The organism is Variovorax sp. GW823-FHT04F07, assembly GCF_058795995.1.
In genome coordinates this window covers 1-12,005 of the sequence record NZ_JBXAIG010000007.1, presented here as the reverse complement: position 1 = coordinate 12,005, position 12,005 = coordinate 1, and the positions used below count along the sequence as shown (strand labels likewise).

The window sequence follows — 12,005 nt, the reverse complement described above, 5'->3', positions numbered from 1 at the left end:
GACACCTTGCCGAAAAACCCCACCCTGTTCGCCCTCGCCTGCCTGCTGGCGGCAACCGTGCCCGCCCACGCGCAGGGCTACCCCGACAAGCCCGTCAAGCTGCAGGTGCCGTTCGCGCCGGGCGGCACGACGGACATCATTGCGCGCGTCATCTCCGAGCCCCTGGGCAGGCACCTGGGGCAGAGCGTCATCGTCGAGAACAAGTCGGGCGCGGGCGGCGCGATCGGGGCCGCCGAGACCGCGCGCGCCACGCCCGACGGCTACGCGCTGGGCATCGGCACCGTGTCGACGACGGCGGCGAATCCGGCCATCAACCCCAAGGTGCCCTACAACCCGAAGACCGACTTCACGCCGATCATCAACCTGGCGGCGACGCCCAATGTCATTGCGGTCCATCCCAGCTTTCCGGCACGGGACTACAAGGGCTTCATCGAGGTGCTGAAGAAGAACCCGGGCAAGTACGCCTACGCCACCGCAGGCACGGGCAGCATCGGGCACCTGCAGATGGAGCTGTACAAGGGCATGGCCGGCGCGTCCGTCACGCACATCCCCTACCGGGGGTCGGGCCCGGCACTCAACGACACCGTCGCGGGCCAGGTCGCGATGATCTTCGACAACCTGCCGTCGGCGCTGCCCTTCATCAAGGACCGCCGGCTGATCCCGATCGTCGTGGCGGCGTCCGAGCGCCTGAAGGACCTGCCAGACGTGCCGACCTTCAAGGAGGTCGGCCTCGCGCCCGTGAACCGCATGGCGTACTACGGCATCGTGGGTCCCAAGGGCCTGCCCAAGGACGTGGTGGACAAGGTGCACGCGGCGGCGCGCAAGTCGCTCGAAGATCCCGCCGTGCGCAGGCGCATCCAGGACACCGGTTCCTTCGTCGTCGGCAACACGCCGCAGGAATTCACGCAGCAGATCGCCGCCGAGTTCGACGTGTACAAGAAGGTGGTGGACACCGCCGGGCTCACGCCGGACTGAGCCGACGAGCGGCTCTTCAGGCCACCGACGCCCAGACCGGCGCCATCGCGCGGTAGAGCGTGCGGAAGGCCTCGAGCCGGGGCTGGTAGGCCGCATGCAAGGCGGCGTCGGGCGCCAGCACCTGGCGCACGGCAGGCGCCACCACCACACCCGCCGGGTCTTCGCCCGTGACCGCCAGCCGCGCGAGCCGTGCCGCGCCGAAGGCCGGGCCGCGGTCGGCGGATTCGTACAGCACCAGCGGCACGTCGAGCACCGAGGCGATCAGCTGCGCCAGGAAGGCGGAGCGCGCGCCGCCACCGATCAACGCCAGGCGCTCGGGCCGCGCCGTCTGCGCGCTCAGCGCTTCCAGGCCGTCGGCGAGCGAGAAGGCGATGCCTTCGCAAACCGCCTGCATCAGGTCGGCGCGCGTGGTGGCGCCCGAGAGCCCGACGATCGCGCCGCGCGCGAACGGGTTGTTGTGCGGCGTGCGTTCGCCGAACAGATAAGGCAGCGCGAGCAGGCGCGACGGCCCGGCGTACGCGGCCTCGACCTCGGCCAGCAGCGCGCCGACCGAGGCACCGCCGGTGCACGACGCCAGCGCCGCGAGCGGGCTCGCGCCGTTGAGCAGCGCCGCCATGCGGTACCAGCGCTGCGGCAGCGCGTGGCAGAAGGCGTGCACCAGCCGCTCGGGGTCGGGGCGGTGCGCGGTGTCGGCCACCAGGATCTGCGCCGAGGTGCCGAGCGACACGAAGCCGTCGCCCGGCCCGACCACGCCGATGCCGACGCCGCCCGCCGCGGCATCGCCCGCGCCGCCGGCAATCGGCACGCCGCGCGGCAGACCCCAGCGCGCGGCCAGCGCGTCGCGCACGGTGGCACAGGGTTCGCACGACTCGACCACGCGCGGCAGCCAGGCGGGCTCGACCCCGCAGGCGGCGAGCGCCTGCGGCGACCAGCGGCGCTGCGCCTGGTCGAACAGCCAGGTGCCGGCGGCGTCGGTGACGTCGGTCACCTTCTCGCCCGACAGCTGCAGGCGCACGTAGTCCTTGGTCAGCAGCAGCGAACGGGCGCGCACCACGGACTCGGGCTCGTGGGTGCGCAGCCAGCGCAGCTTGGGGCCGGTGAAGCCCGCCATCGGCTGCACGCCGACGGCGCGGCGCAGGGCCAAGTCGGTCTGCATGAGCTCGGCGGCCTCAGCGGCGGCACGGCCGTCGTTCCACAAGATCGCAGGGCGCACGGGCCGGTCGGCCTCGTCGAGCAGCACCAGCGAGTGCATCTGGCCCGACAGGCCGATGCCCTGTACGCCGGCCATCGCCGTCGGGTGCGTGCGCGCCAGTTCGTCGAGGCCGTCCGACACGGCGGCCCACCACTGGTCGGGGTCGTGCTCGCACCACAGCGGCTGCGGGTACTGCGAAGTGAGCGGCCGATCGACCGTGGCCACGACCTGCAGCAGTTGCAGGTCGGTCAGGACGATCTTGACCGCGGAGGTTCCGATATCGATGCCGATCAGCATGCGTGTGTTCCCTGTTCGAGGGCCGAAGTATCGGTGCTCCGGCCCCGCGCGCCGGCTGACGGCAGGTGGTTTACGAGCCGCTCGCCGGCAGCGTGATCGGCACCGGTCGCGTGTGCAGGTCGATGTAGAGCTCGAAGAAGCGCGCGTTGTCGAACTTCTTCACCACCGTCATCTTCTGCAGCGGCACGCCCGCGGGCGGCGTGGTGTAGCCGATGGAGCGGCCGTTGTCGGCGGCGCCGGGCTTGGCGACCACGTCGACATAGCGCTCGACGGTCTGCGTGGCGTAGCGCGGATCGATGAGGTAGGCCAGCACCAGCGTGTCCCAGATGTTCTGCGTGTAGTTCGGGTTGTTCTCAAAGCCGTTGGTGCCACTGAAGCCGTAGCCGTTGAGCTTGCGGAACACCTCGGTCACGGCCGTCGGCTTGGCCGGGTGCGCGATGCGGTCGTAGACGGGCTTGGTGAGGAACACGGTGTCGGTCACGTCCAGCGGCACCACCACCTGCGGGATCGGCAGGCGCACCACGAACTGCGCGGCCTCGGGGTCGAACCACCAGTTGAACTCGGCGAAATGGGTGGTGTTGCCGGCCACGTCGACGGCGCCGCCCATGTAGATGATCTTCTTGATCAGCGGCACGATCTCGGGGCTCTTCTTCACGGCCAGCGCGATGTTGGTGAGCGGGCCGATGGCCAGAATGGTGATTTCGTTGGGGTTGGCCTTGACGGTGTCGATGATGAAGTCGACCGCGCTCTTGCGCTGCACCACGGTGCGCGTGGCGAAGCCGTCGGGCGAGGGCTTGAGGTCGGCGTCGGTCTTGGGCTCGGGGCCGCTCCAGGCGCCCAGGTAGCCGTCGCCGCCCGCGCCGGCCTTCATCTCGGCCTCGATGGTCGCGTAGTCGTGGTTGATGGCGTAGTTCTCGCCCACGTAGACGCCGATGCGCTGGCCCACGCCCAGGCGCTCGACCGACATCAGCGCGTCGGCCACGCCCTGCTTGAGCCACTGGTTGCCCGACACCACGCTGATGCCCATCACCTGCACCTTGCCCTCGGCCTGCAGCTGCGCGGCCATGACACCGAGCTGGCCGTCGTCGCTCATGGTGTTGTAGTCGCTGTCGATGATGACTTTCTGCGCCACCGGCGTTGCGGCGAACCCGGGCGCCAGGCCGATGCCGTCGTTGCCACTCCCGCCACCGCCGCATGCCGTGAGCACGGCCACGACGACGAGCCAGAAGGTCGTCACTGTCCATCTGCGCATCTGCTTCTCCTAAGTGTTTGGTTTCAAGCCCGGTTTCCAGAGGAACGCCAGGGAGTGAAAACGTTTGCGCAAACCTTTGCGCAAACGTTTGCCAAACTCTAAGTGGCAGGCCGCAGGCGTGGCAATGGGGTGCGGCTAGGGGTTTTCCGCGAGGCCGGCGCCGGCCTCGTGAGCGGGGTCAGGCCGTCTATCAGCCCGGGTTGGGCACAAGGTCGATCAGCCGGTTCTCGCGCAGCGGCGAGCGGGGGCGCAGGAAGAGCTCGTCTTCTTCCACCGGCGCGGCGGCCTTCTCCAGGCCCAGGGTGTCCGCGGCCTTGGCGAATGCCGTTGGTGCCGTGCACGAACCGGTGTCGCGCAGCCGCAGCGCCGCGGCCAGCCGACCTTCGGCGGCGTCGCCCAGGGGGTGGTCGAAGTCGTCGGCCACGGCGCAGCTGGCATTGGGTGCAAAGCCGTCGCCGTAGTCGCCGAAACCGGCCTGGTTGACGCCCTTGAAGTTGACCGCGAAGTAGGTGGTGCCGCAGTTGTCCTGCGGAACGAACCCGTAGGGCTTGCCGCAGGTGGTGGCGCCCACGAGGTTGACCGTGACGCCCACGCCGCGCAGGCTGTTGATGACCGACTCGCTGGCCGAGCAGGTGCTGCGGCCCGTCAGCAGCGTGACGCGCGACAGGCCCAGCGTGGGCAGGGGTTGGCCGGCCCGGGTGGTCGTGAAGAAGGGCGTGAGGTTGTCCGCGAGCGTGGTGCGGTACGGGTTCTTGTCGTTGAAGGTCAACAGCTCGAAAGTCTTGCCGTTCGTCGGGCCCGGCCCGGCCACCATGTAGGCCAGCTGGCTCGCGATGCGCAGCTGGCCGCCGCCGTTGTAGCGCATGTCGATCACGAGGTCCTGGACGCCGCCGTCCTGCTTGAGCGTGTTCATGGCCGTGACGAGCTGCCCCTCGGCGGTCGAGATGTGGTCGTTGAACAGCAGGTAGCCCACGCGGTTGCCGGCCGGCCCGATGGTGCGGGTGTACAGCACCGGCGTGCTCGTGATGCGCTGGGCCGTGAGCTCGATCGGACTGCCGCGCGTGCCGCTCACCTCGAAGGTGAAGGTGTGCTTCTCGCCGAGGTTCTGCGGCGAGATCGCGCGGTTGATGATGTCGACATTGGCCTGCCCGGTGCTGGCCACCACGTCGACGCCGTCGACCGCGACCAGCTTGGCCCCGCGCGCCAGGCCGGCCGCCGCCGCCGGCGAACCCGGCTCGACGAAGGCGAGGCGGATGTTGCGCGGCGGCGAGCTGCGCACCGCCGCCGTGTCCATGCCGTAGCCGACCGACACGCCGCCCTCGGACTCCAGGCGGTACGCCTCGGTGTCGAGGTAGAAATGGAAACGATCCTTGAGCTGGCCCGAGGGCGTGGTGGCCTGCGTCTTGAGCACGCTGAACCAGGTCAACGGCGTGGCGTAGTCCGAGGCCTTGAGCGTGGTGGGCACCTCGTTGTACCAAAGGTAGGTTTCGTCGATCCAGCCGCGCACCCAGCTCTTCTCGTTGTCGACGGTGCCGGCGGTGTCGGGGTACGCGCGACCGGTCGCGGGGTTGGTGCCCCGGCGCGGCGCGACGCACTGGCCGGCGACGGTCGAGGACGCGACGATGCCGCCCTCGCCCCCGTTGCCACCGCCTCCCGGCGCGGGCGTCGGCAGCACGCCGATCGGGAAGCCACCGCCGCCACCTCCTCCCCCGCCGCCTCCACCGCACCCCGCCAGCAGGCCGGCCAGGGCGAGCGCCACCGCGCCGGTGGCGGCGGCCAGGGCCCGCGAGCGCCGCGACGCATGTGCATTGCGAAAGGCCATCGGGTCCTCCTGGCGTCCGCGGTGGCGGACAGTGCTGATCGGTTTTTTTTCGGGGCGGGGGCGGGACGCGCGCCCGCTACTGGATGAAGCCCATGCCGCGCGATTCGCGCACTTCGGGCTTGATGCGATGCTCGGCTTCGAGCTGTTCGAGAAACTCCGCCGCCGAGAACTCGGCCGCCAGGATGTCGGTCTGCCGCTTCACGGCCGCGAAGTCGCCCGGGCACAGCTGCGACAGCAGCGCCAGGCGCGCGCGCACCTCGCCGGTGAGCAGGGCCGCGTCGCCCGCGAGCGCCTCGGTGACGAACATGCGTTCGCGCTGCGCCGCGGTGAGCGGCATGAACTTGATCTTGAAGGTGAAGCGCCGCAACGCCGCCTGGTCGAGCCGGTCGAGCAGGTTGGTGGTGCACACGAACACGCCGCGAAAACGCTCCATGCCCTGCAGCATCTCGTTGACCTCGGTGACCTCGTAGGTGCGCTGCGCGCCGCGCCGGTCCTGCAGGAACGAATCGGCTTCGTCCAGCAGCAGCACGGCCTTCTCGGACTCGGCCTCCTTGAACATGGCGGCCATGTTCTGCTCGGTCTCGCCGACGTACTTGCTCATGAGGTCGCTGGCCTGCTTGACGATGAGCGGGCGCCCCACGGCCTTGGCGATGTGCTCGGCCAGCGCGGTCTTGCCGGTGCCGGGCGCGCCGTAGAAGCACAGCGTGCCGTGGCCGCGTGCCTTCAGTGCCTCGACGATGCGCGGGATCTCGAAGCGGGTTTCGACGTGGAGCATGTCCAGGTCGTAGGTGGTGACGCTGCGGCGCTCGGCCGGGCTCTTGTCGAGCGTGCCCAGCGCGAGGTCGGCGTTGCGCAGCTGGCGCTCGATGAGGGCCTCGACCGAAGCCTCGTCGGTCTTCGCAAGACCGGCAAAGCGCACGGCGGTGCGAATCTGCGCGGGCGTGAGGCCCTTGCGCTCGGCCAGCTTGGCGGTGAAAGCCTCGGACACGACCACGCCTTCGAGCGTCTTCTTGACGAGCTGCTCGCGCGCGCCGGGCGGCGGCGACTTGAGTTCGAGGTGGTAGGCGAAGCGGCGGCGGAAGGCCGGGTCGATCTGCTCGATGCGGTTGGTGACCCACAGCGTGGGCACGGGGTTGGCTTCGAGGATCTGGTTGACCCAGGCCTTGCCGCTCACGCTGCCGCTGGCGGGCGCGGGAATCTGCTCGGCGCGCGCCATGAACTGCGCGGCTTCGGTGCTGATGGGCGGGAAGACGTCCTCGACCTCGTCGAACAGCAGCGCGGCCTGCGCGCTGCCCTTGAGGAACACCTGCGCGATCTGCAGCGAGCGGTAGCGGTCGCGGCCGCTGAGCGAGTTGCCATCGCGGTCGGCGTACTCGACCTCGAAGAGTTCGAGGCCCGCGGCCTGCGCGACCACCTTGGCCAGCTCGGTCTTGCCGGTGCCGGGCGGGCCGTAGAGCAGCACGTTGACGCCGGGCTCCTTGCGCGCGACGGCGGCGCGCAGCAGCGTGACGAGCATCTGCGCGTCTTCCTGCACGAAGGAAAAATCGTGCGGCGTGAGCGCGCTCTTGGCCGATGGCCGCGTGAACACGGCCATCAGCTCGTTGTGGTCGCGGTACTCGCGCATCAGCACGGGCGGCAGCTTCTCGCTGACCTTCATGAGGTCAGCGAGGTCGGTGATGTTGTGCTCGGAGATGAGGTTCTCGACGAGGCCGATGCGCTCCAGCCGCGAGCCCGCGCGCAGCGCCTCGCCCACTTCGCTCGCGTTGACGCCCGCGATGTCCGCGATGGCGGCGTAGGCCTCGGGTGCGTTGTTGACCTTGAACTCGACCAGCAGCGAACGCAGGTCGCGCTGGTAGCGCGCGAGCGTGCCGTACAGGAGCAGCGCGCGCTCGGCCTTGTTGAGCTGCAAGAGGCCCGCGAGCGCGTCGATGTTCTTCTCGACCAGCGTCGACTGCTTGCGCAGCGCGTGCGTGAGCCAGTCGCGCGTGACGGCCAGCACCGAGAGCAGGTCTTTCGGCTGGTCTTTCGCGTACTCGTCGAGGTAGAAGAACAGCGTGCCTTCTTCATACGGGCCGCGCCACACGCCGTGGCGTTCGAGCAGCGTGCGGCCGTCGAAATCTTCGACGCCCTTCCACGCTTCGTTGCCCGCACAGCGGCGGCCCAGGAACTCGCGCAATCGCTGCAGCACCGCGGCGGGCCACACGAGGTGGCGCCCGGTGAGCGAGAGCAATCCGTTGATATCGCGCCGCACATTGAAGCGCGGCCCCTGCTTGGCGGCGAGCGTGAGCACGAAGTGCGAGCACATGAGCTCGAGCACCGGTGCTTCCTTGAGGCCGGGCGAAGGCAAGGCCTGCCCGCGCACCGCAGCAGCCACCACATCGACACCCGCACGCTTGACCATCAGGCAACCTCCTGCGAGGAAATACTTGGAGCGACCATAACGCAGACTTTTGGCTTCGGGAAGACGCCGAAAGAGTAAAAACCCTGATCCGCTGGATTCCAGCCACAATGCGCGCCATGGTCGGAATCGAAGCTATCCGTCGCGCTGCGGCGCGCCTGCAGGGCCAGGTGCTCAACACGCCCTGCGTGGAGTCGCGCACGCTCTCTGAAATCGTGGGCGCGCAGGTGTTCCTCAAGTTCGAGAACCTGCAGTTCACGTCCTCCTTCAAGGAGCGCGGGGCGTGCAACAAGCTGGTCGATCTTTCTGAAGGCGGCACGCGCGGCGTGATCGCCATGTCGGCCGGCAACCATGCGCAGGGTGTGGCTTATCACGCACAGCGGCTGGGCTTGCGCGCACTCATCGTGATGCCGCGCTTCACGCCCGGCGTGAAGATCGAGCGCACGCGCGGCTTCGGCGCCGAGGTCGTGCTGCACGGCGACACGCTGGACGCGGCACGCGCGCATGCATTGGCGCTGGCCGAGCGCGAAGGGCTGACCTTCGTACATCCCTACGACGACGAAGCCATCATTGCGGGCCAGGGCACGATCGCGCTCGAGATGCTCGACGCGGTGCCCGACCTCGACACGCTGGTGGTGGCGGTCGGCGGCGGCGGGCTCATCGCCGGCATGGCCGTCGCGGCGCGCGAGATCAAGCCCGGCATCGAGATCGTCGGCGTGCAGACGCAGCGCTTTCCGGCGATGGTGAATGCCGTCAAGGGCACGCACCACGCGCAGGGCACGAGCACGATCGCCGAAGGCATCGCGGTCGGCACGCCCGGCGTGCTGACGCAGGAGATCATCGCCGCCAAGGTCGACGACCTGCTGCTGGTGGACGAAGGCGACATCGAGCAAGGCGTGCTGATGCTGCTCGAGATCGAAAAGACCCTGGTCGAAGGCGCGGGCGCGGCCGGCCTGGCGGCGCTGATCCGGCACCCTGAACGCTTCCGCGGCAAGCGCGTCGGCCTGGTGCTGTCGGGCGGCAACATCGATCCGCTGCTGCTCGCGGCCATCATCGAACGCGGCATGGTGCGTGCCGGGCGGCTCGCCCGGGTGCGTGTCAGCGCACGCGACGTGCCGGGCTCGCTGGCCCAGATCACGGCCACTGTGGCCGAAGCGGGCGCTAACGTCGACGAAGTGCACCACCAGCGCGCCTTCACCATGCTGGCGGCGCAGAATGTCGACGTCGAGCTGGTGCTGCAAACGCGCGGCCGGGCCCATCTGGCCAGCGTCTTGAGCGCCCTGAAAGACGCCGGTTTCGAAGCGGTGGAGCAGCACTGAGGGCTCCTCGCAACCCCCTAGACCCGCTGACGGCGCCTCGCCGGTAAAATGGCGGGAGTTTTGTCATTTGCGGTTGACTGCATTTGATGCGTTGTCATTTGCGTATTCGAGGTATTTCCCGATGTCCCATCCCACCCCCGCCGAGCACGGCCACGCTGCCGCCGCCGAACATGACGCCGTCGAATCGGTCGTTCACCTGATGCCGCTCGTGCTCCCGCTGGCTGGCGGCGTGCTGATGCTGCTGCTGGCGTCGATCGCCGTTTTTCTCGCCTGAACTGACAGGCTTTCGCGCTTTTGTCCGCGGGCTGTGCGGCCCGCGTTGACGCAATCTCCCGAAGCGAAACGTTTTCTCAAACGGACCTCCGTGCCTGGTCAGGCGCGGCGCCCCGTTCGGAAAGACGATTTTCCAACTTAGGAGATTTCCGATGAACGCACCCACGATGAAGGGCCTTCCCATTCAGGCGCCCTCATACGTCAAGAACGCCAAGCTGATCGCCTGGGTGGCCGAGATGGCCGCGCTGTGCAAACCCGACGCCATCCACTGGTGCGACGGCAGCAAGGAAGAATACGACCGCCTCTGCCAGCAACTGGTCGATGCCGGCACCTTCAAGAAACTGAACCCCGCCAAGCGCCCGGGCTCGTTCCTCGCGATGTCCGATCCGAGCGACGTGGCACGCGTCGAAGACCGCACCTTCATCTGCTCCGCACAGAAGGAAAACGCCGGCCCCACCAACAACTGGATGGCCCCGGCCGAGATGCGCACGACGCTGCAGCCCCTGTTCGACGGCTGCATGAAGGGCCGCACCATGTACGTGGTGCCCTTCAGCATGGGCCCGCTGGGCTCGCCCATTGCGCACATCGGCATCGAGCTGTCCGACAGCCCCTACGTCGCCGTCAACATGCGCATCATGACCCGCATGGGCAAGGCCGTGTACGAAGTGCTGGGCACCGATGGCGAGTTCGTGCCTTGCGTCCACACCGTGGGCGCACCGCTCGAGGCCGGCCAGAAGGACGTGACCTGGCCCTGCAACAAGACCAAGTACATCGTTCACTACCCCGAGACACGCGAGATCTGGAGCTACGGCTCGGGCTACGGCGGCAACGCGCTGCTGGGCAAGAAGTGCTTCGCGCTGCGCATCGCCTCGAACATGGGCCGCGACGAAGGCTGGCTGGCCGAGCACATGCTGATCCTCGGCGTGACCAGCCCCGAGGGCAAAAAGCACCACGTGGCCGCCGCCTTCCCGAGCGCCTGCGGCAAGACCAACTTCGCGATGCTGATCCCGCCGGCGGGCTTCGACGGCTGGAAGGTCACGACCATCGGCGACGACATCGCCTGGATCAAGCCGCAAGCCGACGGCACGCTGCGCGCCATCAACCCGGAAGCCGGCTACTTCGGCGTGGCCCCGGGCACCAACGACCTGACCAACCCGAACTGCATGGCCAGCCTGCACCGTGACGTGATCTTCACGAACGTGGCGCTGACCGACGACGGTGACGTCTGGTGGGAAGGCATGGGCGACGCGCCCGCGCATTGCATCGACTGGCAAGGCAAGGAGTGGACGCCGCAGATCGCCAAGGAAACCGGCGCCAAGGCCGCCCACCCGAACGCGCGCTTCACCGTGGCCGCCGCCAACAACCCCGCGCTCGACGAAGCCTGGGACGACCCGAAGGGCGTGAAGATCGACGCCTTCATCTTCGGCGGCCGCCGTTCGACGACCGTGCCGCTGGTCACCGAAGCCCGCAACTGGGTCGAAGGCGTCTACATGGCCGCCACGATGGGCTCGGAAACCACCGCTGCGGCCGCCGGCCAGCAGGGCGTGGTGCGCCGCGATCCGTTCGCCATGCTGCCGTTCATGGGCTACAACATGAGCGACTACTTCCAGCACTGGCTCGACCTGGGCAAGAAGCTGCAAGCCTCGGGCGCCCAGCTGCCGAAGATCTACACGACCAACTGGTTCCGCAAGGGCGCGGACGGCAAGTTCGTCTGGCCAGGCTACGGCGAGAACATGCGCGTGCTGAAGTGGATGATCGACCGCGTGGAAGGCAAGGCGACGGAAGGTGTCGAGCACATCACCGGGGTGAGCCCGCGCTATGAAGACCTGAACTGGACTGGGCTGGATTTCAGCGCCGAGCAGTTCGCTACCGTCACGAGCATCGACAAGGCGGCCTGGCAGGCTGAGCTGAAGCTGCACACGGAGCTGTTCCAGCAGTTGGCGCATCATCTGCCGAAGGAATTGCCGGAGACGAAGGCTGCGATTGAGCAGCGGTTGGCGGCTTAAGTAAGTTCTTCTCACGGGCTCATGGGGCCTGCGAAGTACGGGTTTTGAAGGCCCAATAGAAAGCCCGATGAGTTCATCTCATCGGGCTTTTTTTGTTTTGGGCGCAGGTCAATTGTCGCCACGGCAGGTGATCCCGGGGCATGGCGGCTTTTTCACCGATGTCGAGCGCGCATTGCTGACGGCGCGCAAGCGCTTAGCTGGACTGCAGCGAGACCCGGTGAAGCACGCGCGTCATGCCATGAAGGTGCTGATGAAGTTCAAGCTTCTGGAATTGCATGCGGTGTCGCACGCTGAGTGGGGTGCGTGGCTGGCCGGAACGCCCTATTTCGAGCGGATCGGGGCTCGATTCTTTGCCGGTGAGTCGCTGGTCGATCTGACGTCGGCGCTGCTTGCAGAGCTGATTGCGGTTGGCGCAGCACAATCCGATGCTTCGGGAGTTCACAACGCCTGATTGGCGGTTGTCTGCTGCAA

General features: G+C 68.1%; 9 protein-coding genes. 5 read left to right on the top strand and 4 right to left on the bottom strand.

The features are described 5' to 3' along the window. The first annotated feature begins 6 nt into the window (after positions 1-6). Complete coding sequence (locus AC1RAA_RS26110) at positions 7-975, top strand: tripartite tricarboxylate transporter substrate binding protein BugE (protein WP_492731332.1); 969 nt, start codon at positions 7-9, stop codon at positions 973-975. A 16-nt stretch (positions 976-991) separates the two neighbouring features. Here the strand turns inward: AC1RAA_RS26110 and xylB are convergent, their stop codons facing one another. From xylB to AC1RAA_RS26090, 4 genes are all read right to left on the bottom strand, one after another. After that, positions 992-2,464, bottom strand: coding sequence for a xylulokinase (gene xylB, locus AC1RAA_RS26105; RefSeq protein WP_492731330.1), 1,473 nt, complete (start codon positions 2,462-2,464; stop codon positions 992-994). A gap of 70 nt (positions 2,465-2,534) precedes the next feature. After that, positions 2,535-3,716, bottom strand: coding sequence for a nucleoside hydrolase (locus AC1RAA_RS26100; RefSeq protein ID WP_492731328.1), 1,182 nt, complete (start codon positions 3,714-3,716; stop codon positions 2,535-2,537). Between the two features lie 190 nt (positions 3,717-3,906). Then, a complete protein-coding gene (locus AC1RAA_RS26095) occupies positions 3,907-5,538 on the bottom strand; it encodes a S41 family peptidase (protein WP_492731326.1) in 1,632 nt (543 codons plus the stop codon). Between the two features lie 76 nt (positions 5,539-5,614). Then, complete coding sequence (locus AC1RAA_RS26090) at positions 5,615-7,939, bottom strand: ATP-binding protein (RefSeq protein WP_062482108.1); 2,325 nt, start codon at positions 7,937-7,939, stop codon at positions 5,615-5,617. A 116-nt stretch (positions 7,940-8,055) separates the two neighbouring features. Here AC1RAA_RS26090 and AC1RAA_RS26085 point away from each other — a divergent pair, with 116 nt between their 5' ends. The 4 genes from AC1RAA_RS26085 (at position 8,056) to AC1RAA_RS26070 (ending at position 11,985) form a co-directional block, all read left to right on the top strand. Next, complete coding sequence (locus tag AC1RAA_RS26085; protein ID WP_307696570.1) at positions 8,056-9,255, top strand: threonine ammonia-lyase; 1,200 nt, start codon at positions 8,056-8,058, stop codon at positions 9,253-9,255. Positions 9,256-9,376: 121 nt separating this feature from the next. Beyond that, positions 9,377-9,529, top strand: coding sequence for a hypothetical protein (locus tag AC1RAA_RS26080; RefSeq protein WP_169805104.1), 153 nt, complete (start codon positions 9,377-9,379; stop codon positions 9,527-9,529). A 151-nt stretch (positions 9,530-9,680) separates the two neighbouring features. Then, the gene (locus AC1RAA_RS26075; protein WP_492731324.1) at positions 9,681-11,534 is read left to right on the top strand and encodes a phosphoenolpyruvate carboxykinase (GTP); all 1,854 of its coding nucleotides are present in this window, start codon (positions 9,681-9,683) and stop codon (positions 11,532-11,534) included. 67 nt (positions 11,535-11,601) lie between these two features. Further along, positions 11,602-11,985 (top strand): hypothetical protein, encoded by a 384-nt coding sequence (locus tag AC1RAA_RS26070; protein WP_492731322.1) that lies wholly within the window; start codon positions 11,602-11,604, stop codon positions 11,983-11,985. The last annotated feature ends 20 nt before the right edge of the window (positions 11,986-12,005 follow it).

Bases quoted from the DNA above. Each gene is read 5' to 3' on its own strand.
- AC1RAA_RS26090 (WP_062482108.1), bottom strand. From the start codon at position 7,939: ATGGTCAAGCGTGCGGGTGTCGATGTGGTGGCTGCTGCGGTGCGCGGG.
- AC1RAA_RS26085 (WP_307696570.1), top strand. From the start codon at position 8,056: ATGGTCGGAATCGAAGCTATCCGTCGCGCTGCGGCGCGCCTGCAGGGC.
- AC1RAA_RS26095 (WP_492731326.1), bottom strand. From the start codon at position 5,538: ATGGCCTTTCGCAATGCACATGCGTCGCGGCGCTCGCGGGCCCTGGCC.
- AC1RAA_RS26100 (WP_492731328.1), bottom strand. From the start codon at position 3,716: ATGCGCAGATGGACAGTGACGACCTTCTGGCTCGTCGTCGTGGCCGTG.
- AC1RAA_RS26080 (WP_169805104.1), top strand. From the start codon at position 9,377: ATGTCCCATCCCACCCCCGCCGAGCACGGCCACGCTGCCGCCGCCGAA.
- AC1RAA_RS26075 (WP_492731324.1), top strand. From the start codon at position 9,681: ATGAACGCACCCACGATGAAGGGCCTTCCCATTCAGGCGCCCTCATAC.
- AC1RAA_RS26070 (WP_492731322.1), top strand. From the start codon at position 11,602: ATGAGTTCATCTCATCGGGCTTTTTTTGTTTTGGGCGCAGGTCAATTG.
- xylB (WP_492731330.1), bottom strand. From the start codon at position 2,464: ATGCTGATCGGCATCGATATCGGAACCTCCGCGGTCAAGATCGTCCTG.